Annotated in this window: 20 protein-coding genes and 5 pseudogenes; 13 read left to right on the forward strand and 12 right to left on the reverse strand. The window is 72.0% G+C overall.

What is annotated here, in order from left to right; all coding sequences use genetic code 11:
• The first annotated feature begins 10 nt into the window (after positions 1-10).
• The 3 genes and pseudogenes from RMT89_RS00970 to RMT89_RS00980 all read left to right on the forward strand — a co-directional run bounded on the left by RMT89_RS00970 (position 11) and on the right by RMT89_RS00980 (position 3,217).
• Positions 11-394, forward strand: a complete 384-nt coding sequence (locus RMT89_RS00970; RefSeq protein ID WP_315881954.1) for a hypothetical protein — start codon at positions 11-13, stop codon at positions 392-394.
• Positions 395-400: 6 nt separating this feature from the next.
• Positions 401-1,171, forward strand: a pseudogene (locus RMT89_RS00975) (nucleotidyltransferase family protein).
• A gap of 147 nt (positions 1,172-1,318) precedes the next feature.
• Complete coding sequence (locus tag RMT89_RS00980) at positions 1,319-3,217, forward strand: FUSC family protein (protein ID WP_315881955.1); 1,899 nt, start codon at positions 1,319-1,321, stop codon at positions 3,215-3,217.
• On the opposite strand, the pseudogene RMT89_RS00985 reads toward RMT89_RS00980, so the two are convergent.
• A pseudogene (locus RMT89_RS00985) lies at positions 3,216-4,148 on the reverse strand (endonuclease/exonuclease/phosphatase family protein); the annotation flags it as partial. The gene RMT89_RS00980 and the pseudogene RMT89_RS00985 sit on opposite strands and share 2 nt — an antisense overlap.
• A 128-nt stretch (positions 4,149-4,276) precedes the next feature.
• On the opposite strand from RMT89_RS00985, the pseudogene RMT89_RS00990 reads away from it, so the two are divergent.
• From RMT89_RS00990 to RMT89_RS01000, 3 genes and pseudogenes are all read left to right on the forward strand, one after another.
• Positions 4,277-4,510: pseudogene (locus RMT89_RS00990) on the forward strand (amidohydrolase); the annotation flags it as partial.
• Positions 4,511-4,614: 104 nt separating this feature from the next.
• The gene (locus RMT89_RS00995) at positions 4,615-5,304 is read left to right on the forward strand and encodes a DUF899 domain-containing protein (RefSeq protein WP_315881956.1); all 690 of its coding nucleotides are present in this window, start codon (positions 4,615-4,617) and stop codon (positions 5,302-5,304) included.
• A 144-nt stretch (positions 5,305-5,448) separates the two neighbouring features.
• On the forward strand, positions 5,449-5,631 hold the full coding sequence (locus RMT89_RS01000; protein WP_315881957.1) for a hypothetical protein: 183 nt from the start codon (positions 5,449-5,451) through the stop codon (positions 5,629-5,631).
• Between the two features lie 10 nt (positions 5,632-5,641).
• Here the strand turns inward: RMT89_RS01000 and RMT89_RS01005 are convergent.
• The 3 genes and pseudogenes from RMT89_RS01005 to RMT89_RS01015 all read right to left on the reverse strand — a co-directional run bounded on the left by RMT89_RS01005 (position 5,642) and on the right by RMT89_RS01015 (position 8,742).
• Positions 5,642-7,502, reverse strand: a pseudogene (locus tag RMT89_RS01005) (ABC transporter ATP-binding protein).
• A 215-nt stretch (positions 7,503-7,717) separates the two neighbouring features.
• Positions 7,718-8,137 carry a hypothetical protein gene (locus tag RMT89_RS01010; RefSeq protein WP_315882007.1) on the reverse strand — a complete coding sequence of 140 codons (420 nt, stop codon included), beginning with the start codon at positions 8,135-8,137 and terminating at the stop codon, positions 7,718-7,720.
• 5 nt (positions 8,138-8,142) lie between these two features.
• On the reverse strand, positions 8,143-8,742 hold the full coding sequence (locus tag RMT89_RS01015; protein ID WP_315881958.1) for an ATP-binding protein: 600 nt from the start codon (positions 8,740-8,742) through the stop codon (positions 8,143-8,145).
• A 202-nt stretch (positions 8,743-8,944) separates the two neighbouring features.
• On the opposite strand from RMT89_RS01015, the gene RMT89_RS01020 reads away from it, so the two are divergent.
• Complete coding sequence (locus RMT89_RS01020; RefSeq protein ID WP_315881959.1) at positions 8,945-9,805, forward strand: helix-turn-helix transcriptional regulator; 861 nt, start codon at positions 8,945-8,947, stop codon at positions 9,803-9,805.
• Positions 9,806-10,060: a DUF397 domain-containing protein gene (locus RMT89_RS01025; RefSeq protein WP_015661207.1), complete on the forward strand. Its 255-nt coding sequence runs from the start codon at positions 9,806-9,808 to the stop codon at positions 10,058-10,060.
• Between the two features lie 86 nt (positions 10,061-10,146).
• Here the strand turns inward: RMT89_RS01025 and RMT89_RS01030 are convergent, their stop codons facing one another.
• The gene (locus RMT89_RS01030) at positions 10,147-10,365 is read right to left on the reverse strand and encodes a hypothetical protein (RefSeq protein ID WP_315881960.1); all 219 of its coding nucleotides are present in this window, start codon (positions 10,363-10,365) and stop codon (positions 10,147-10,149) included.
• Here RMT89_RS01030 and RMT89_RS01035 point away from each other — a divergent pair.
• Positions 10,321-10,608, forward strand: a pseudogene (locus RMT89_RS01035) (carboxymuconolactone decarboxylase family protein); the annotation flags it as partial. The gene RMT89_RS01030 and the pseudogene RMT89_RS01035 sit on opposite strands and share 45 nt — an antisense overlap.
• A 5-nt stretch (positions 10,609-10,613) precedes the next feature.
• On the opposite strand, the gene RMT89_RS01040 reads toward RMT89_RS01035, so the two are convergent.
• From RMT89_RS01040 to RMT89_RS01050, 3 genes are all read right to left on the reverse strand, one after another.
• The gene (locus RMT89_RS01040; RefSeq protein ID WP_315881961.1) at positions 10,614-12,101 is read right to left on the reverse strand and encodes a glutamate synthase subunit beta; all 1,488 of its coding nucleotides are present in this window, start codon (positions 12,099-12,101) and stop codon (positions 10,614-10,616) included.
• Positions 12,102-12,192: 91 nt separating this feature from the next.
• Positions 12,193-12,672 (reverse strand): anthrone oxygenase family protein, encoded by a 480-nt coding sequence (locus RMT89_RS01045; protein WP_315881962.1) that lies wholly within the window; start codon positions 12,670-12,672, stop codon positions 12,193-12,195.
• 147 nt (positions 12,673-12,819) lie between these two features.
• Positions 12,820-13,515 (reverse strand): DUF2293 domain-containing protein, encoded by a 696-nt coding sequence (locus RMT89_RS01050; RefSeq protein WP_315881963.1) that lies wholly within the window; start codon positions 13,513-13,515, stop codon positions 12,820-12,822.
• A gap of 219 nt (positions 13,516-13,734) precedes the next feature.
• Between RMT89_RS01050 and RMT89_RS01055 the strand changes: the two genes are divergently transcribed.
• Together RMT89_RS01055 and RMT89_RS01060 are read left to right on the forward strand one after the other, a co-directional pair.
• Positions 13,735-14,376 (forward strand): uridine kinase, encoded by a 642-nt coding sequence (locus RMT89_RS01055; RefSeq protein WP_315881964.1) that lies wholly within the window; start codon positions 13,735-13,737, stop codon positions 14,374-14,376.
• A 126-nt stretch (positions 14,377-14,502) separates the two neighbouring features.
• On the forward strand, positions 14,503-14,931 hold the full coding sequence (locus RMT89_RS01060; protein ID WP_315881965.1) for a CBS domain-containing protein: 429 nt from the start codon (positions 14,503-14,505) through the stop codon (positions 14,929-14,931).
• 78 nt (positions 14,932-15,009) lie between these two features.
• Here RMT89_RS01060 and corA read toward each other — a convergent pair whose 3' ends face one another.
• A complete protein-coding gene (corA, locus tag RMT89_RS01065; protein ID WP_315881966.1) occupies positions 15,010-16,137 on the reverse strand; it encodes a magnesium/cobalt transporter CorA in 1,128 nt (375 codons plus the stop codon).
• A gap of 254 nt (positions 16,138-16,391) precedes the next feature.
• Between corA and RMT89_RS01070 the strand changes: the two genes are divergently transcribed.
• Positions 16,392-17,186 carry a methyltransferase gene (locus tag RMT89_RS01070; protein ID WP_315881967.1) on the forward strand — a complete coding sequence of 265 codons (795 nt, stop codon included), beginning with the start codon at positions 16,392-16,394 and terminating at the stop codon, positions 17,184-17,186.
• Positions 17,187-17,267: 81 nt separating this feature from the next.
• Here the strand turns inward: RMT89_RS01070 and RMT89_RS01075 are convergent, their stop codons facing one another.
• Together RMT89_RS01075 and RMT89_RS01080 are read right to left on the reverse strand one after the other, a co-directional pair.
• The gene (locus RMT89_RS01075; RefSeq protein WP_315881968.1) at positions 17,268-18,182 is read right to left on the reverse strand and encodes a PfkB family carbohydrate kinase; all 915 of its coding nucleotides are present in this window, start codon (positions 18,180-18,182) and stop codon (positions 17,268-17,270) included.
• Positions 18,179-19,087, reverse strand: coding sequence for a pseudouridine-5'-phosphate glycosidase (locus RMT89_RS01080; RefSeq protein WP_315881969.1), 909 nt, complete (start codon positions 19,085-19,087; stop codon positions 18,179-18,181). Before RMT89_RS01080 ends, RMT89_RS01075 begins: the two co-directional genes overlap by 4 nt.
• Before the next feature lie 100 nt (positions 19,088-19,187).
• On the opposite strand from RMT89_RS01080, the gene RMT89_RS01085 reads away from it, so the two are divergent.
• Positions 19,188-19,616: a VOC family protein gene (locus RMT89_RS01085; RefSeq protein WP_315881970.1), complete on the forward strand. Its 429-nt coding sequence runs from the start codon at positions 19,188-19,190 to the stop codon at positions 19,614-19,616.
• Positions 19,617-19,646: 30 nt separating this feature from the next.
• On the opposite strand, the gene RMT89_RS01090 is transcribed toward RMT89_RS01085, so the two are convergent.
• Entirely contained in the window at positions 19,647-20,201 is a 555-nt protein-coding gene (locus tag RMT89_RS01090; RefSeq protein WP_315881971.1) for a methylated-DNA--[protein]-cysteine S-methyltransferase, read from the reverse strand.
• Positions 20,202-20,208: the final 7 nt, after the last annotated feature.

Genomic DNA, 20,208 nt, shown 5'->3' on the forward strand with positions numbered 1-20,208 from the left:
GTGCCCAGCCATGTCACGCACCGTCCACCACGTCCCGACCCGCCACCGCACCGGCCCGCCCTACTGGCCGCACGGCACCACCGGCCCCTGCACGGTCCACTCGCTCGCGGAACTCCGTTACTCCCGCCAGGAGTTGTCGCGCGCCAGGCGTGAGGGCCGCCGCCCCAGGCCGAAGGCGGTGCTGCGGAGCTTCGCCGCGTACACGTACCCGAGAGGCCTGGGCCAGCGCTGGACGAGCCCGTACGAGTCGATGGCGCGAGCGGAGCTCAGGTCGTTCCGTACGACGGCCCTCAAGCACCTAAGAGCAGCCCCCGCCGGCACCCTCGGCACAGTGGCCGAAGCCCTGGATCACCCACCCACCCGTCATCGTCACCGCGACCTCTGGGAGGCCTGAGCGACCATGCCCGACTGTCTCGACTCGACGGCCGGGCGCCTGGCCGCCCTGCCCGCCGTGCGGGCGGTAGCCCTCGGCGGCTCCCGCGCTCAGGGCATGGAACGCCCGGACAGCGACTGGGACTTGGCGATCTACTACCGAGGCCCCTTCGACCCGGCCGACCTGCGTGCGCTGGGCTGGGAGGGCGAGGTCTCGGACCTCGGCGCCTGGGGCGGCGGCGTCTTCAACGGAGGCGCCTGGCTGACGATCGGCGGCCACCGCGTGGACGTCCACTACCGCGACCTCGATGTCGTGGAACATGAACTCGCGGAGGCGCGACAGGGGCGCTTCCGGGTGGAACCGCTGCTGTTCCATCTGGCCGGGATCCGAGCTACTCGGTGGTCGCGGAACTGGCGATCAACCGGGTGCTGCGCGGGGAGCTGCCGCGGCCGGCGGCGTAACCCGGAGAAGCTCCGGCACACGGCGAGCGAGCGCTGGTACGGCACGGCCCGGGCCACGCTGGCCTACGCCGAGGCCAACCATGCCGGGGCGGGCCGTCGCACCGAGCTCGCGGGCGCCATCGCCACCGCCGCGGCGCAGACCGGCCACGCGGTGCTGGCGGCGCGCGGGGAGTGGGTGACCAACGAGAAGCGGCTGCTGGACCGCGCCGGGCTGCGGGGTGTCGACGACGTCATCGGGGCTCTGGGAGCGGGGCGTGACCCCTTGAGCGGGGTGACGGCCGAAGCGGGGCGGCTGTTCGAGCGGGCGATGGAGGCCGCGCCGCCATTGCGTTCATAAAGAACATGGCATTACCAAGCATTGTCACACGGGGGTAATACGCCCGTTCCTCGATCTCCAAGTTCGCGATCTACCGTCGAGCCACACCACAAAGCCCGGCCACCGTCGCCCGAAGGCACACCCCGCCCTCGTCCTGACAGGAGCCCTGTGTCACGCCCCGTGTTTGTCCTGCCTCCCTGGCTCGGCCATGCTTTTCGTGCTCAGCGGGGGCCCGTTCCGTGGAGTGCGGTGGGGCGGGGTGGGCTGGCGGCGGGGCCTCTGCTGGCTGCCGTACTTGCCGGTCAGGCCTCCGTCGGGGTCGTTGCCGCCATCGGCGCCATGCTCGCCGGGATCAACGACCGGCCGGGCAGTCGACGGGCGGCCGTCCGGCGGATGGGCGTGCCTGCGGTCGCGGGCGCCTGCGGGCTGCTGGTCGGGACCTACGGCGGAGAGAGCATGGGGGCCGTCGGGCTCACTCTGCTGCTCACCCTTGTCGGGCTGGTCGCCGGCGGTGTCAGTGCCGTCGGGCCCGTCGCCTCCGGTGCGGGTACCCAGTTGCTCGTCGCTTCCGCGATCGGGGCCGGGATGCCGTTGCCGGAGACGGGGTGGCAGCGGGCGCTCGCCTTTCTCGGCGGGGCCGGGTGGCTGCTGCTGCTGCGGCTCGTGCTGCCGAGCCCCGGGTCCTTCGTCGGGGACTTCCGGTTCGACGGGGAGCGGGATGCCGTCGCGTCCGTCTATGACGCCGTCGCCGATCTGCTCGGGGCCGCGGGGACCAGCGGCGCCAACGCTCGGCGCGTCGCCCTCACCGCCGCGCTCGATCATGCTCAGGACGCCCTCACCGGGCCCCGGCTGCGGCGGTACGCCTCCTCCTCCGCCGAGCGGCGGCTGCACGCGCAGTACGCCGCCGCCCTTCCCCTCGCCGAAGCCGCCACCGCGCTCGCCTGGGCGGGGGAGGCCGTACCGGCGCGGGCCGCCGAAGGGCCCCGGCGGCTCGCCTCCGCCGTACGCGCCAACACGCCCACCGGGCCACTGCCCGCCCCGTCCCGGAGCGCGCCCGCGCTGCGTGCCCTGGACGACGCGCTGCTGCATGCCGCCGACGCCTTCGACCGGGCCGGGGGCGGGGACGATCTGCACACCCGTCGGCGGTCCGTCTCGTCGCTGGTCCGCACCGTGTTCGGTGCCGGAGGGCGGGAGTACGGGCTTCGGGTCGCCCTGTGCTTCGGGGCCGGCTCCGCGGTGGCGCAGGCACTGTACTACTCGCGCTGGTACGGGCAGCACACGCACTGGTACTGGCTGCCCGCCACCGTCGTCTTCCTCGTCAAGCCCGATCTCGGGCCGCTGGTGTCCAGGGTGCTGTGCAGGGCCGCCGGGACCGTGCTCGGGGCCCTGCTCTTCGCCGGGTTCGCCGCCGTGCTGCCCCGGCCGGAGGGGCTCATCGCGCTGGTCGCCGTCTGCGGTGCGCTCATCCCCGTCGCCACGCGGCACTTCGCCGCCCAGACCGCCGTCGTCACGCTCCTCGTCCTCGCGCTGGTCATGGTCGGGGGTGAGCCGCAGGCCTCCGCCGGACGGATCGGGGAGACGCTGCTGGCCTGCGCGATCGTGCTCGTCGTAGGGCATCTGCCGATGCCCGGGCAACGGGGTGGGGGAGTGCGGGCGCGGCTCGGGGCGGCGGAGAACGCGGCGCGGGCGTATCTCGCACATGTGCTGAGCGAGACCGGGAGTCGCGAGACCGGGAGTTGGGGTGCCGACAGCCGCTTCGTCGACAGTGCCGAGAGTGTCGACAGTCGCGGCACCGACAGCCGCTCCACCCGCTGGACCCTCCGCCGCGAGGCCTACCGCACGCTCGCCGAGGCCCGTGCCGCCATCGCGCTCGCCGCCGCCGAACTCCCCCCGATCGCCCGGCACTCGGAGGGCACGGAGGAGGTGGCCGGTGCTCTCGAACGGCTCGTGGACACCACCACCGCGTGCGCCGTCCACCTCGACGACTCGGGCCGGCTCGCACCCCGGTACGCCCAGGAGCTCGCCGGGGCGCTGGACGAGCTCGCGGTGCTGCGAAGGGCTGGCTGACCCGTACCCACACCGGAGCGTGGTCCGACCCGGGCTCCCCGCGGCGCTCCGCCGGGTCCGGGCCGACCGACGGCAGGCGCGGGGCGTCCACGCCGGGCAGGCCCGTGCCGGCCTCCGTCACGCGGTGGACCAGGCGGTGGCTCAGCAGCACGTGGTCGATCAGCTCGCGGCGGCCGGCACTGATACGGGAGAAGCGCTGCTCGGCGGGGATCAGCGGCCCGATGTTCCGCAGGCGGACCGCGTCGCCCCGGTCAGGCGCCTCGAAGCCCGGTGTGCCGATCTCCGAGCCGGGCGGGCCCAGCAGAATCTGGGTCGTGGCCGCCCGGACCTCGTCGTTCAGATCGCCGAGGACCGCCACGTCCCGCTCCCGGCCCCCGCCCGCGAGCAGCTCGTCCGCGAGCGCGCGCAGCGCCGTCGCCTCCGCCGCCCGCCGGTAGAGCGCGTACGCCCCGAAACGGGCCCGCTCGCCCTCGTCCCGCGGCTGGAAGCGGTCCCCGGGGTAGGTCAGCAGCTTCGACTTCAGATGGCAGACCGCTACGCGCCGGGCCCCCGGCTCCACCGCCAGGAAGCCCCGGCCCGCCTCCCGTGTCTCCCCGCCCGTGTCGTCCAGCTGGACCGGCCGCAGCTTCGGCGGGAACGCCGTCGTGGCGGCCAGCACCCGCAACGGCACCCTGCTGATGAAGCCGACCCGGATCCCCCGCCCGTCGGGGTGTTCGGAGAGCGCCGTGTGCCAGTCGCCGCCCACCATCCCGACCAGGTCCCGCAGCGCCGCCGGATCGCCGGCCTCCTGGACGCCGAGCAGCGTCGGGTCGAGCTCCGTGATCACGGCGGCCAGGGCGGCCGGCTTCGTCTCGTGGGCGGCCTTGTCCTTGGGGCCCGCCGGGTCGCCGGGCAGGAAGAGGTTCTCCAGGTTCCAGGTGCCGAGGAGCATGCCGGGCCCCTTTCCGGAAGCCGTTGTGGTGAGGCCGGAGTGCTCGTTCCGCCGAGGCCGCGACAGAGCGGTGACGACATGCGCGGATCGGCTCACACCACGCGTGTACGCCGTCGTACGTTGGCGGCATGACGCCAACCGTCGCCGATCTCATCATCACCGGATGCACCGTCCTTCTGCACGACGATCAAGAGCGGAGCCGGTTCGAGGAGGATGCCGCGATCGTCGTACGGGACGGGGTGGTCGAGGCCGTCACGGGCGCGGCCGAGGTGGTGGACCGGCCCGCCGTGGAACGGCTCGACGCCCGTGGCCAGGTCGCTCTGCCCGGGCTGGTCAACTGCCATACGCACGCGCCGATGGTCGGAGGGAATCTTGTGACGCAGCGATAGAGACTTGTGCCGCAGCGATGAGTTCCGCCCCTCCCGCCGGTCACCACCCAGAACGGACCGTCGTACAGGAGGGGCCCATGTCGCTTCCGGAGATCGTCTCGCGCGCCGAATGGCGTGCGGCGCGTGAGGAGTTACTGGTCAGGGAGAAGGCGGCCACGCGCGCGCGTGACGCGCTCAACGCCGAGCGGCGCCGGCTGCCCATGGTCGAGATCGACACGGAGTACGTCTTCGAGGGCGGCGACGGCAAGGCCACCCTGCTCGACCTCTTCGAGGGACGGCACCAACTCGTCGTCTACCACTTCATGTTCGCGCCCGAGTGGGAGGCGGGCTGCCGCAGCTGCTCGGCCTTCCTGGACCAGGTCGGGCATCTCGCCCATCTGCGGGCCCACGGCACCTCGTTCGTGGCCGTCTCCAGGGCGCCGTACACCAGGATCCTGCCGTTCAAGGCGCGGATGGGCTGGACGGTGCCCTGGTTCTCGTCGTACGGCAATGACTTCAACCGCGACTTCGAGGTGACCCGGGAGCACGAGGGGGAACTCGTCGAGCGGCCCGGCGTGAGCTGCTTCCTCAGGGACCGCGACCGGGTGTTCCACACCTACTCGACGAACGAGCGCGGACTCGAGGGTCTTGGCTCGACCACCAGCTTCCTGGACCTGACCGCGCTGGGACGGCAGGAGGAGTGGGAGGAACCCGAGGGGCGGGCGTCGTCCCTGGGGGCGCCTGCGGGAAGTGAACGCATCCGGTATCACGATGAGTACGAGGATTGACGCGGAACGTAACAACAGGTGAGACGCGGCTCACATTTTGCCGTGGACAAGTGTCAACTATGTCTCAGTCCCGTCACTTGGCGAGGCGTTCACCCGCCCGTTGGCGTTTAACTCTTCGAGTACAGCGCTAGATGGAGGTGCAGGGTGAACGGGCGAACGGTGCTCGAACGCTTTCCCGCCGGTAGTCCGCGAGGGTCGTGGCCGGCGGAGGAGTTCGCGCAGGCGAGGCGTCGGGAAGGCCTGGACGCCGAGGTCGTGATGGATCTGGCGACGGACACCTTCCTGGTGATCGTGCGCAGTGACGGGGTCCTCGACGCGGCCGCCTGAGGTCCTGAGGTCAGCCCGCCTTCGGGGCGGGCACCCGCATCGTGAACTGTTCCGCCTGGAGCGCGTACAGCTCCGCGTAGAGACCGCCGTCGGCCAGCAGCTCGTCGGGCGTGCCGGACTCCACCAGCCGGCCCTGGTCGAGGACATGCACCAGATCGGCGTGGCGCACGGACGCCAGCCGGTGGGTGATCAGCACGACCGTCTGCCCGGCCGCGGCCAGGGCACGGATCTTGTCGAAAACCTCCAGCTCGGCCCGGGCGTCCAGGGCGGCCGTCGGCTCGTCCACGACCAGGATCCGGCCGCGCCGATAGGCGGCCCGGGCGATCCCCAGCCGCTGCCACTGTCCGCCGGACAGCTCATGGCCGCCGTTGAACTGCCGGGCCAGCAGCGTGTCCAGGCCGCGCGGCAGATCGGCCACCACCTCCTCGGCCCCGGCCGCGGCCACCGCCTCCGCGAGACGCTCCTCGGTCAGCGGCGCCGCCGGCCGTCCTACGGCGACATTGACCCGCGCGGTGAACGGCCACCGCTTGAAGTCCTGGGCCACCATCGCGATGCGCTCGGCGAGCTGGTGCCGGTCGGCGCCGGCCGCGTCGACGTCGTCCCACAGGATCCGGCCCCGGTCCGGGGTGTACAGGCCCGCGAGCAGCTTGACCAGGGTGGTCTTTCCGGAGCCGTTCTCGCCGACCAGCGCCACGATCCGGCCCAGCGGCAGGGTGAGGGTGACATCGTCCAGGGCCGGGCGGGCGGACTCACCCGGGTAGCTGAAGGTGACGTTCTCGAACCGGATCTCCCGCGGATCCTCCGGCAGCGGCTCCCCGCCGACCGGGATGGCCCGTTCGGCCGCCTCGACGTACAGCCGTTGCAGATCGCCCACGAACAGGGCCTCCTCGTGCAACTGGTTGATCTCCAGCACCAGGCTGTCCAGGCTGGCCGAGCCGGTCCGGATGGCGATCACCGCGGTGCCGACCACGGACAGCGCCATCGCCCCGGCCAGCAGCAGCCCGCCGAGTGTCGCGTACGTCGCCGCCGTGGCCAGGCCCGTCCAGGCCGCCGCGATCAGCCCGGTGCGGGCGGCGAGGCGGGCCAGCCGTGCCTGCTCCGCCTCCGCGGTCTCCGACATGGCCCGGTAGTGATGCAGCAGGAACGGGCCGACGCCGTGCACCCGGATCTCCGGGGCGGCGGCCGGTTCGGTGAGCAGTCCGCTGATCAGATGGCCGGCGCGGGCGTGCTGCACCCAGGTGTGGAACGACTCGTAGCGGCGCCGGGCGTTCGACAGGGCGCTCCAGGCGCTGGGCAGCGTCATGGTGGCGAGCAGCGGGAGCAGGGCCGGGTGCAGCACGGTCAGCACACCGGCGGCCGCGATCAGCGAGATCATCGCGTTCGCCACCCGGGCGCTGTAGGAGATCATGCGCCGGGCCGACGAGGCGCCGTACTGGGCGGTGTCCAGCAGCTTGTGGAAGGCGTGGTCCTCGATCGCGGCCAGCTCCACGGCGGCGGCCCGCTCCAGATAGAGCTCGGTGGCCACGCGCTCCACCTTCGGCTCCAGCCGCGGTGGCGTACGTGGACGCGGCCCGCAGCAGCGCGCCGACCAGCATCACGGCAGCCATGACGACCAGTGCCGGTACGGCTCCCCGCAGCCGGTCCTCGATCGCGCCCTCGCCGATCAGCCGCCCCAGCACGCTGTTCACGGCGAGCAGACTGACGGCCTGCATCAGCCCCCGGCCGACCTCGGCCGCGAGCACGGTCCGCGCGGCTGCCCGGTCGGCCTGCCAGGCGAGCCGGAAACTGGAGACCAGCAGCCCGGGCAGGCGCGTGACCATGGACCGGAAGTTCAACTCCAAGAACGCGTCACGGTGCTGATTCCACCCCATGTCGTACCGCAGCGGCCCACCAAAGAGCAGCTGCTCGGACGCGGACACCTTCCCCACGGAGCCTCCCCCGATCGCCGCAGGGCCACTATGGCGGCGTGGAGGGCTGGGGGCCAGGGCGCAAACGGGGAGTACTGGGAGCGCCCCAATGGGGCGCGGGGAACGGCGCGACCAGCCACAACGGACCCGCAGACAAAGAACCCGCCCCCCGCGGAGCGCTACGCGCTGACTTGCCGAGCCCAGGAAGGCGTAGTCCCCGTAAGCCGGCACAACGCCAGATACAGCGGAATCGGCGGCGTATAGGGCACAGCCCCCTCCGACCGGTGGATCAGCCGCACCGCGTCCGGAACCACCGCCCCCGTCACATACCGGGTCGGCGACGGCCACTCCAGCGCGTAATCGGAGTCCGCCGGAACGATCCACCACCAGTACGCGTCATCGGCGTAGACACACCCCACCTGAGGCAGTCGGGGCAGGATGAGCGGCCCGAGACGAGCGGGTACGGCCACCGCGTCGAACCCCAGCGGCGCAGTCATACCTTCCGGAACCGCCAACTTCGACGGCTCGGCCCGCGGAGCGAACCCGCGGCGAAGTCGGACCAGTGTGTCCAAGCTCAGTACCTGACCGCCGCCGGACATGACGCTCACGCAGGCCCCCCGTCCTCGTCGTCGCCGTCGGAACCCCCGGCGGGGCCTGGCTTCGGCCGGGCCCCCCAGCCCAGGTCGTTGCGCGGCCCGGTGTCCGCGCGAGGCGTGTCCGCCTTGCGCGGCAGTTCCGCCCAGACCAGCAGTCCGGGCCCGTGCTCATGGGCGCCCCAGGAGTGACAGAGGGCGTCGACCAGGAGCAATCCCCTCCCGTGCTCCTCGTCGCCGCGCTGTGCCGCGGGGTGGGGCTCACCCGGTGCGCACCCTTGGTCGCGCACGGCTATTCGCACCACTTCGTCGCCGTCGTGGAGCTCGCAGACGATGTGCCTGCTCGCGGTGTGCACGATGGCGTTGGTGACGAGTTCGGAGACCACGAGGGCCGCCGTGTCGCAGGTGTCCTCGCAGACCGACCAGCCGGTCAGCCGGGCCCTCGTCAGGCGTCTGGCCTGCGCGGGGGAACCCGGATGTGCGGCCAGCTCAAAGCGGAACCGGCGCTCGGCGGGACCCCGCTGGGGGCCTACCGCCGTGGCGGCACCGAGGCCGAGCAGGCCTGCGGCGGCGTCTGTTCCTAAGGGCGCGGACGGAATCACGCTTGCCACTATCGCCCCGCCGTGAACACTTGGCAAGTGTCACTCTGAAAATTGCAGAGTGCTGTGTGCGGCGGTGGATGGCCGTGGCACACTGCTCGCAACAGCATGTCGAGCGGCGCCAATTGGGATCGCCGGAGGTCTGCCCAGATCTTCGAATAGGTCTTCGAGTGGCGCCGCAGGGCTGTCAGGATTCATTGGTGGAGGTGGGAGCGTGAGCGAGCCGCGGTCCGCGCCGACGGTCGGCCAGGTCGTCCTCGGCCGGCGCCTGCTGGACCTGCGGGAACGCGCCGGGCTCAAGCGTGAGGAGGCCGCCCGCGTCCTGCGTGTCGCCCCCGCCACCGTCCGCCGGATGGAGATGGCCGAGGTCGCCCTCAAGATCCCGTACCTCCAGCTGCTGCTGAAGGCCTACGGGGTCGGCGACGAGGAGGCCGAGGCCTTTGTGCAGCTGGCCGAGGACGCCAACAAGCCCGGCTGGTGGCAGCGGTTCCACGACATCCTGCCGAACTGGTTCTCGATGTACGTCAGCCTGGAGGGGGCCGCGAGCCTCATCCGGTCCTACGAGCCCCACTTCGTGCCCGGGCTGATGCAGACCGAGGACTACGCGCGTGGGGTGCTGAGATCGGGCGCCATCGGCCAGACCAAGCCCGACGACATCGAGCGCCATGTGGCGCTGCGCATGCAACGCCAGGAACTGCTCACCCGTCCTGACGCCCCCCGGTTCTGGGTCGTCATGGACGAGACCGTGCTGCGCCGCCGGATCGGCGGTCCGGAGGTGATGCGTGCCCAGATCGACCGGCTGCTGGAGCTGACGAAGCTGCCCAATGTGACGCTGCAGGTCGCTCCGTTCGAGAACGGGCCGCACCCCGGCACGTACGGGCCCTTCGTGCTGTTCCGATTTGCCATGTCAGAACTGCCGGACATGGTCTACAGCGAGTACCTGACCGGCGCCGTCTACCTCGACGCGCGCCCCGAGGTGGCGACCCACCTGGAGGTCATGGACCGCATGGCGGCGCAGGCCGCTACGGCACATCGCACGAAGGAGATCCTCCGGGATCTCCGCAAGGAGCTGTGAATGGATCGCATCAAGCCGCGCATACCCGTCTACAACGGCATGCCCGCCCGGGAGTTGGGCAGCGAGGGCTGGCACAAGCCGTGGAGCGGCGGCAACGGCGGCAACTGCCTGGAGGCGATGAAGCTGGCCGACGGAAGGATCGCCGTCCGCCAGTCGACCGACCCGGACGGTCCGGCGCTGATCTACACCACCGACGAGATGACGGCCTTCATCGAAGGCGCCAAGGCGGGGGTGGCCGACTTCCTGCTCTCCTGAGACGTGTGTCCTTTTGCTGCTGCAATGACCTTATGGCGACACTGAGTTGATGAACGACCGCTGGTGGGGGCCGACTTGAGCAGGTCTCAGAACCAGGACATGATCCGGCGCGGGGCGTCCACCACACGGCTGACGACAACCACCGGAATCGGCGGCTGCCCGGCCTTGCTGGGGCTGAGGTTCAGTCCGTAGGAGATCTGCTCGATCGACGGCGGTCCGACCGCGAGGTTGCGCCGGACCGCCTGGGCGGACGACTCCTCACCAACGACGCCCGCAAGGCGGGTGAGACCGAGGACCGGCTGCACATGGTGGCGGTCTGGCGGGAGGCCCGCCACTTCTTCACGGAGCGCGAGCAGGCGGCGCTGGCCCTGACGGAGGCGGTGACGCTGATCTCCGACGCCGGTGTCCCGGACGCCGTCTACGCCGAGGCCGCGGCCCACTTCGACGAGGAGGAGCCGGCCCGGGTGCTGGCCCTGATCTTCACCATCAACACCTGGAACCGGGTGGCGCTGTCGACGGGGAAGGTGGCGGGGACGGACGAGCGGTAATCGCCTCACACCACCATGGGCCGGTCGTACGGCGATATCGGCGCCGGCAGCCGCGAGCTCCCCGTCAGATGACGGTCGACCGCCGCGGCCACCGCCCGTCCCTCCGCTATCGCCCACACGATCAGCGACTGGCCCCGGGCGGCGTCGCCCGCGGCGAACACGCCGGGGATGTTCGTGGCGAAGCCGGCGTCCCGCGCGATCGTGCCGCGGGGCTCCAGCTCAAGACCCAGCTGCCCGATCAGCCCGTCCTCCTGGTCGGGCCCGGAGAACCCGAGCGCGAGCAGCACCAGATCGGCCGGAATGGCCCGCCCGGTCCCCGGCACCGGCCGACGGTTCGAGTCGACCTCGACCAGGTGCAGCGACCGTACATGCCCCTGCGCGTCCCCCGTGAAGCGCAGCGTCGACGCCGCGAACAGCCGTGCGTCCGCGTCCGCCGCGGGGGCCGTCCGCAGCTCCCGCGCCTCCTCGTGCGCCGCCGAGAGCCGGTAGATCTTGGGATACGTCGGCCAGGGCTCGGCGTCCTCGTCGCGCTCGGCGCCGGGCTGGGCGTAGATGTCTAGCTGGGTCACGGACGCGGCGCCCTCCCGCACCGCCGTGCCCAGGCAGTCGGCGCCGGTGTCCCCGCCGCCGACGATGACGACGCGCTTCCCGGCGGCGGACATCGGCGAGGTCTCGATATCGCCCTCGCACACCCGGTTGGCCAGCGGCAGATACTCCATGGCCTGCTGGATCCCGGCCAACTCCCGTCCGGGCACGTCCAGTTCACGCCACGCGGTCGCCCCGGTGGCGAGCACCACGGCGTCGTACCGCGTCCGCAGCTCGTCCGCCCCGATGTCCCGCCCGACCGCCGCGGACGTACGGAACTTGGTCCCCTCGGCCCGCATCTGCTCGATACGCCGCTCCAGTTGGACCTTCTCCATCTTGAACTCGGGGATGCCGTACCGCATCAGCCCGCCGATCCGGTCGTCCTTCTCGTACACGGCGACCGTGTGCCCGGCCCGGGTCAGCTGCTGTGCCGCCGCGAGCCCCGTGGGTCCCGACCCGATCACCGCGACCGTCCGCCCCGACAGCCGGTCCGGCGGCCTGGGCGGCGCGAACCCCAGCTCCCAGGCCCGGTCGGCGATGGCGCACTCGACGTTCTTGATGGTGACCGCGGGCTGGTTGATGGCGAGCACACACCCCGCCTCGCACGGCGCCGGGCACAACCGCCCGGTGAACTCGGGAAAGTTGTTGGTGGCGTGCAGCCGGTCGGCGGCCGCCCGCCAGTCCTCCCGGGACACCAGATCGTTCCACTCGGGGATCAGATTGCCGAGCGGACAGGCCTCGTGGCAGAACGGGATCCCGCAGTCCATGCACCGGTCGGCCTGCTTGCTGATGATGGGCAGCAGCGCCCCGGGGACATACACCTCGTCCCAGTCCCGGACCCGCTCCTCGACGGGCCGGCGGGGCCGGTCCTGGCGGGGCGTGGTCATGAATCCCTTGGGATCGGCCATGGCCGTCTCCCTTGCGTGCGGAGTGGGGCCGTGCGTGATCGGGCGGCACTCTTCCGGCCACGATACGTCTCATCAGCCCCTTGCGCTTCGCTCAGGTGAGGGCCAGTACGTAGGAGATGGCGGCGCCGGCCGAGGCGACCATGCGGACGTGGTTCCAGGCCGTCCACTCGCGCACGTAGGTGGTCCAGTACGCGGCGGCCTCGCGGGTGCCCGCCTCCATCTTCATCAGCGCGTCGTTGCGGGGCACGTTGGCGACCATGGTCACCCCGAACGAGCCGAACAGATACAGCGCGCTGCCCAGCAGCAGCTCCACGGTCCCCTCGTCCGGCCACAGCACGAACGTCACCACCGCGAGCACGGCGCACAGCACCGCCGAGCCGATGAACACCAGCATGAACGCCGGGGTCACCGCGGCCACATTGATCGCCTGCATGGCCGCGACGCCCTGCCCGGGCGGCAGCGCGGCGAGCCCCTTCATCACGAAGGTGGAGAACGCGCAGAACACCCCGGCCACCAGACCGGTTCCCAGCACACCCAGCACGGTCAGTACGAAGTACGGCCCATCGATCATGACGACGTCAACTCCCCAGTCCCGCCGAGATCATTCCCGGCACCGCCCGTCACCACAAGTGAAATCCTCTGCGTGGCCGTATCCCATGGCCGAGCGCCGCGGGGGCATAAGCGAGAGTCCAGGGTGGCTCCGGTGGGTGGGGCGCGGTCAGCCCGCCTTCGCCTCCGGCTGCCGCCACTGCCTCAGCACGGTCTCCACCGCCGCCGCGATCCTCCGCCGGGCCTCGTGCCGCGGCACCCCGCTCATCAGCAACTGGTCGTACGGCGTGTCCATATGCCGCACGGACGCCACGACCGCCGAGGTCACCGCCCCCTCGGACAGTGCCCGCCCCGCCGCGCTCCGGCCCACCCGTCCGCTGCCCCGCACCGAGGCGTGCGCGGCTGTCGCGGCCGCCTGGTCCGGCGGGCACCCCGGGAACAGCCGCCGTATCTCCGCCGCGAACGCCTCCGCGAACCGCACGTCCTCGGCCGCCCTGCGCCGCGCGTCCCGCAGCCGCCGGCGCCGCCTCGCCTCGGCGTCCGCGAGACACCGCTCCTCGGCCCGGGCAAGACCCGCCTCCTCCACGAGGACGCCCTGCCGCTCATAGCGCCCCTTGCGCCGGTTGAACCGCACCACCACCGCCGACAGCGCGCTCTCCTCCCGGGACCGGCGGGTCAGCGCGGTGTCACCGCGCGGGAGGAAGACCAGGTGCCCGAGGTCCGCGCAGTCGAGACACCGGGGCGCCCCGTCCTCCAGCACGAGCAGCGACAGCGGGCCGCCCCGGCACTCCGCGCAGTGCCGCCGCCTGATCGGCTGGATGACGAGAGGTCCGCTGCGGTGCGGGGGAGTTGCCAGGTGCTCCATACGCGGTTCATTCCCCTCGACGTGCACGGACATCACCCTCTGTCCGCCCCGATGTGCACCGACACCGACCCCTGTCCGCCCCGATGTGCACCGACACCGACCCCTGTCCGCCCCGACGTGCACCGACACCGACCCCTGTCCCCCCCGACGTGCACCGACACCGACCCCTGTCCCCCCCGACGTACACCGACACCGACCCCTGTCCGCCCCTGACGCATCATGGGCCCTGTGCGACTCGAAGCGATCACCTGGGAACGGCTCGGCGACCTCCTCGCCGAGCGGCTGCTCGACCTGAAGCCCGCCGACGGCAGCCCCTGGCCGCGCATCGCCTTCGACGGCGCCCCCGCGGCCCGCCCGGGGGACCTCGCGGAACGCGTCGCCGAAGCCCTGCGCACCCGCGGTCGCCCCTCGCTGATCGTCGGCGCCGAGGGCTTCCTGCGCCCCGCCTCGATCCGCCTGGAGCACGGACACCGGGACGTGGAGGCCTACTACGACGGCTGGCTGGACACCCGCGCCCTGTGGCGCGAGGTCTTCGGCCCCCTCGAACCCGGCGGCGACGGCCGCGTCCTGCCCGACCTCTGGGACCCCGTCACCGACCGCGCCACCCGCAACCCGTACGTCCCCCTCCCGCCCGGCGGCGCCCTGTTGATGCACGGCCCGCTGCTGCTTCGGCACTGGTTCCCCTTCGACCTGACCGTCCACGTCCTCCTCTCCCCGGGCGCCCTGCGCCGCCGAACCCCCGAACCCGACCACTGGACCCTCCCCGCCTTCGCCCGCTACGAGGACGAGACCGACCCGGCCGCCACCGCCGATGTCCTGGTCCGCGCCGACGACCCCCGGCATCCGGCCTGGAGCGGCTGACCGGGAGAGGACGCCTGGTCCCGCCGGTGGAGGTGCGGTCGCTGTCCGGCGCGGCGAGAATGTAGGGCGCCGGGACTAGCGGTGCGTCCTGCGCCGCGCCGGCCGTCCGGCACCGGGAGGTACCCCATGACCACTGCCGGAGACATCATGCACCGCGGAGCCCAGTGGATCCCGGCGCACGAGACCCTGGACCGCGCCGCCCAGCTGATGCGCGACCTCGGCGTCGGAGCCCTGCCCATCAGCGACTCCAACGAACGGCTCTGCGGCATCATCACCGACCGCGACATCGTCGTCGGCTGCGTGGCCATGGGACACGACCCCGCCAAGGTCACCGCCGGCGAGATGGCCCAGGGCACCCCGCGCTGGATCGAGGCGGACGCCGACGTCGGCGATGTGCTCCGGGAGATGCAGGAGCACCAGATCCGCCGGCTCCCTGTCATCGAGAACAAGCGCCTGGTCGGCATGATCAGCGAGGCCGACCTGGCCCAGCATCTGACGGAGGACCAGATCGGCACCTGGGCCGAGAGCGTCTACGCCAGGACCCGGGCGCACTGACCGCACCTGCCCCGCTCGCACACCCCCTGGCCCCTCGCCCCTCGCACCTCGCGGCGTCGCCGGGGCGAGGGCGTCTGCTCACAACCAGCCGTTGCGCCGGAAGCCGCGGTACAGCGTCAGACATGCCACGGCTATCACGCTTATGACCAGCGGGTAGCCGAACTTCCAGTGCAGCTCCGGCATGTGGTCGAAATTCATGCCGTAGACCCCGCAGACCATCGTCGGGACGGCGACCAGCGCGGCCCAGGCCGTGATCTTCCGCATGTCCTCGTTCTGGGCGACCGTGACCTGCGCGAGATGGGCCTGGAGGATCGAGTTGAGCAGCTCGTCGAAGGAGGCGATCTGCTCCTTGACCCGCAGCAGATGATCGGTGACGTCGCGGAAGTACGCCTGTATCTCCGGGTCGACCACCCGTATCGGGCGGGTGGTGAGCTCCTCCAGCGGTCGCGTGAGCGGCGCCACCGCCCGCTTCAGCTCCAGGAGTTCACGCTTGAGCTGGTAGATCCGGCCGGGGTCGACCCGGGCGCCGGCCTCCGCGAAGACATCCGTCTCCACCTGGTCGATGTCCGCCTGCACCGAGTCGGCCACGCTCAGATAGTCGTCGACCACATGGTCCGCGACGGCATGCAGCACCGCGGCCGGGCCCTTGGCGAGCTGCTCGGGCTCGGACTCCAGCTCCTCGCGCAGCGGACCCAGCGAGCCGTGCCGCCCGTGCCGCACGGTGATCACGAAGTCATGGCCGGTGAAGACCATGATCTCGCCGGTGTTCACGACCTCGCTCGTCGCCGTGAGCTCCTCGTGCTCGACGTAGCAGACCGTCTTGAACACCGCGAACAGCGTCTCGTCGTAGCGCTCCAGCTTCGGACGCTGATGGGCCTCGACCGCGTCCTCGACGGCCAGTGGATGCAGTTCGAAGAGCTCGGCGATGCCCGCGAACTCCTGGTCCGTCGGTTCGTGCAGACCGAGCCAGACGAAACCGTCGCCGTGCTTGCGCACCCGCTGCACGATGTCGACCAGGTCGCCGCTCTCGGGAACCCTCCGGCCCTCGCGATAGCTCACGCAGTTCACCACGGAGGAGCCCAGCGGGGAGCGAGCCGGGTGGCTCAGGTCGACGCGGCGGCGCCGCCGGGCCAGCCGCGCCACCCTGCGCAGGCCGCCGACCTTGCCGAGGCTCGTTGCCTTCCGCAGATTTCCTGCCATGGACATCTGGATCTCCTTGCGTGCCGTGCGTGGATCTCCTCGCGCCGCTCTCCCGCGCTGGTCGCGCCAGTCTGCCAGTTCGGCGTGAGAGCCGGGTAAGCCTGTGGGAGCAGCGCATTCCGCTTGGTTCCCGGCTGTGGACAAAGCCGGTTCGGCCGGGTCGGCCCGCTGCTGCCGGAGCCCGTTCGGCCATGCCGCGAACGGGGTCCGGGTGCGCGTCGACCACTCCGGACAAGAGGGATGACTGGGATGATCGCGGCATGACGCGATCCGACGGGTATCTCCTGGACAACCGGCAGAGCGAGGCGGGCGAACGCTTCGACGCCTTCGCCGCACTCTTCGATCCGACGACCTTCCGGCACTTCGAAGCCTTCGGCATCGGGTCCGGCTGGCGCTGCTGGGAGGTCGGCGCCGGCGGCACCTCGGTGGTGTCGTGGCTGGCCAAGAAGGTCGGACCGACCGGACGGGTGGTGGCAACGGACATCGACACCTCGCGGGTCGCCGCGGCCGCCCGGCCGCCCGTCGAGGTGCGCGTCCACGACGTCGGAACCGAGGAGCCGCCCGGGGAGGGCTTCGATCTGGTGCATGCCCGGCTCGTCCTCGTTCATGTCCCCGACCGCGAAAGGGCGTTGCGGTCGATGCTCACCGCCCTGCGGCCCGGCGGACGGCTGCTGGTCGAGGACGCCGATCCCGCCCTTCAGCCCCTGGTCTGCCCCGACGAACACGGCCCCCACCAGCAGTTGGCGAACCGGCTGCGGCAGGGCTTCCGGAAACTGCTCGCCGATCGTGGCGCCGACCTCTCCTACGGGCGCAGGCTGCCGCGTCTGCTGCGGGAGGCGGGGCTGCAGCGGGTTCAGGCCGACGCCTACTTCCCGTTGACCTCGCCCGCCTGCGCCGCCCTGGAGTCCGCCACGATCCGCCAGATCCGCGATCAGCTCGTCTCGGCGGGCTTCGCGACCCACGAGGACATCGACCGCCACCTGGCCAACGTCGCCTCAGGAGGCATGGACCTGGCCACGGCCCCGATGATCTCGGCGTGGGGGCGCAAGGCGTAAACGCGGAGGGCGAGTTGACAGCAGGCCCGGTACGCCGGTGCTCTTCCGCCCGCCGCCGCGGGTCGTAGCAGGCCCGTACCGTCAGTCGGTCCCCGGCGGTCTGCCTCCCACCCGCTCCACCGCAAGCGCCCCCGCCCGGCACCCCGCGCGCGCCGCCTCCTCCGGCTCGGCGCCCCGGAGCAGGGCGGCGAGGAACGCGCCGGTGAAGGCGTCGCCCGCCCCCGTGGTGTCCGTCGGGGTCGCCGGCGCCGCGGGCACCTGGGCGCACACCGTGCCGCCCCGCGCCACCAGCGCACCGGCCGCGCCCTGCTTGACGACCACCAGCGGGACATGGCGGCTCAACTTGGCCGCCGCGTCCGCCGCGTCGGGCAGCCCCGTCAGCAGACAGGCCTCGTCACGGCTGGGCAGCAGGACGTCGACGCCGTCGACGAGCTCCAGGAAACGGTCCACCCCCAGCTCCACCAGGAACCCGGCCGAGGCCGGGTCCAGGCTCACCGGCACACCACGCGTGCGTGCCGACGCGAGGGCCGCCGCCACCAGCGCACGGCTCGGCTCGGAGAACAGCAGATAGCCCGACAGATGCAGTCGGGCGACCCCGTCGAGCAGCGCGTCCGACCAGTCACCGACGTCCAGCCGAAGCGAGGCGCCACTGTCCGTCAGAAACGTCCGCTCGGCCGCAGCGCCCGTGTCCACCAGGCAGATCACCGTGCCGGTCGGCGCCAGCGGATCGACGACGAGACACGGCCGTACCCCGCAGGCGGCCAGCTCCCGCTCGTGCCAGGCCGCCGCCTCCACGCCCACCCGTCCGAGCAGCCGTACCTCCGCGTCCGAGCGGTACGCGGCCCAGCAGGCCACATTGGCGCCCGCGCCGCCCGGCACGGTACGGATGACGGCGGCCGTGTCCGTGCCCGAGGCGAGCGGTCCCCGGTGCCGGGCGATCACGTCCGTGACGACATCGCCGACGACCAGCAGGGCACCGCCTCGCGCCGTCGTCACGCCCGGGCCCAGGCCGCCGCGATCCGCGCCGCCAGCCGTACGTTGCCGCGCACCGCCGCAAGATTGGCACTGAGCGAGGCGCCCTCGGTGCGTCGCACCAGGTAGTCGAGCAGGAACGGGGTGACCGCCTGACCGGTGACACCCTCCTCCTCGCACGCGTGCAGCGCGTCGGCGAGCACACGCGCGTGCAGCCCGGGATCGAGCTGCTCGCACTCCGGTACGGGGTTGGCGACGATCAGCGCCGACTCCGGGCCGTCCAGCCCGTCCTGAGCCCGCATCACCTCCGCCACCTCCTCGGGCGAGCGCACCGTCCAGTCCACCGGATGGCCGGAGTCCGACAGATAGAAGCCGGGGAAGCGGTCCGTGCCGTACCCGGCGACCGCCACACCCAGCGTCTCCAGGCGCTGGAGTGTCGCCGGCACGTCCAGGATGGACTTCACGCCCGCGCAGACCACCGTGATCCGGGTGCGTGCCAGCAGGCCCAGGTCGGCCGACTCGTCCTGCGTCACCGTCCACTCCCGGTGCACTCCGCCGAGCCCGCCCGTCGCGAACACCCGTACCCCCGCAAGGGCCGCCAGCAGGGCCGTCGCCGACACTGTGGTCGCCCCGCTCGCCCCGGCCGCCATCGCGAGCGGCAGATCACGGTGGCCCAGCTTGCGGATCCCGTCCTCGTTGGCGACCCGCTCCACCTGCTCCTTGTCCAGGCCGACATGGGGCCGGCCGTCCAGCACGGCGATCGTCGCGGGAACGGCGCCCTCCCGCCGTACGACGTCCTCCAGCTCCAGGGCCACCTGGAGGTTGCGCGGCCGCGGCAGCCCGTGCGCGATGATCGTGGACTCCAGGGCCACCACGGGTTGACGCGCGTCAAGCGCGTCCCGCACCTCTTCCGACACCACCAGCACCACGCGCCTGCCTCCTGTCCGTCGGTCCTCCCTCATCCCTGGCGGGCCCGGCGCCCGGTCAAACCACTTGCGGCCGGTGGGGGACGACACCAGCCTGGGACGCATGACCGACCACACCGCACGACTCGACCACGTCGTCCTCTGGGTGAGCGACCCGATCGGTTCGGCCGAGTTCTACGAGAGGACGCTCGGCACACAGCCCGTGCGGCTCGCCGAGTTCGCCGCGGGGCAGGTGCCGTTCCCCTCGGTGCGCCTCAACGAGGACACCATCATCGACCTCATGCCGCAGTCCATGGCGGAACGCATGAAGATGCTCCCGGGCGCCGAGGAGAGCGCAGGACACCCGGTCAACCACGTCTGCGTCGCCCTCCCGGCGGCCGCCTTCGACAGCCTCCTCGCCCGCCTGGCGGAGGAGAATCTGCCCCTCTCGGAGATCTCCCACGACTCCTTCGGCGCCCGCGGCCCGGCCAAGCGCAGCTTCTACTTCCGCGACCCGGACGGGAACGTCTTCGAGGCCCGGCACTACGACTAGGGCCTGTTCAGCGGGCGGCACGGGGTGGGCTCAGAACAGCGGCTCGGGCAGCACGCCTTCCAGGGCGAGCAGCTTCCGCTTGGTCTCCAGGCCGCCTCCGAATCCGCCGATGCCGCCGTCGCTCTCCACGACCCGGTGGCAGGGGACGACCACGGGCAGCGGATTGGCGCCCATCGCCATGCCCACCGCCTGGGCGGCGCCCGGCTGGCCGACCCGCCCGGCCAGATCGCCGTAGCCGACGACCGAGCCGTACGGCACACCGGCGGCCAGCTCGCGCAGCACCTGCCGGTTGAAGCCCGAGATCAGTGACCAGTCCAGCGGCAGCTCGAAGTCGTGCCGCTCACCCGCGAAGTACGCCTTCACCTGGCGTATCGCCTCGGTGAGCACAGGGGAGTCGGGCGCCTCGACCAGCTCGCCGCCCAACCGGGACGCAAGCCGGTCCAGGGCCTTGTCGCGCACCGTGTCGGTGGCGTGGAAGACGACGTTGACCAGGCCCTCGCGGGTCGCGGCCAGCAGCAACGGACCGATGTCGGTGCCGACGACGGTCCACACGATCCGCTGCTCGTACTGCCCATGGCTGTCCATGCGCTCC

The sequence above is a fragment of the Streptomyces sp. P17 genome (assembly GCF_032436805.1).
Taxonomy (GTDB): Bacteria; Actinomycetota; Actinomycetes; order Streptomycetales; family Streptomycetaceae; genus Streptomyces.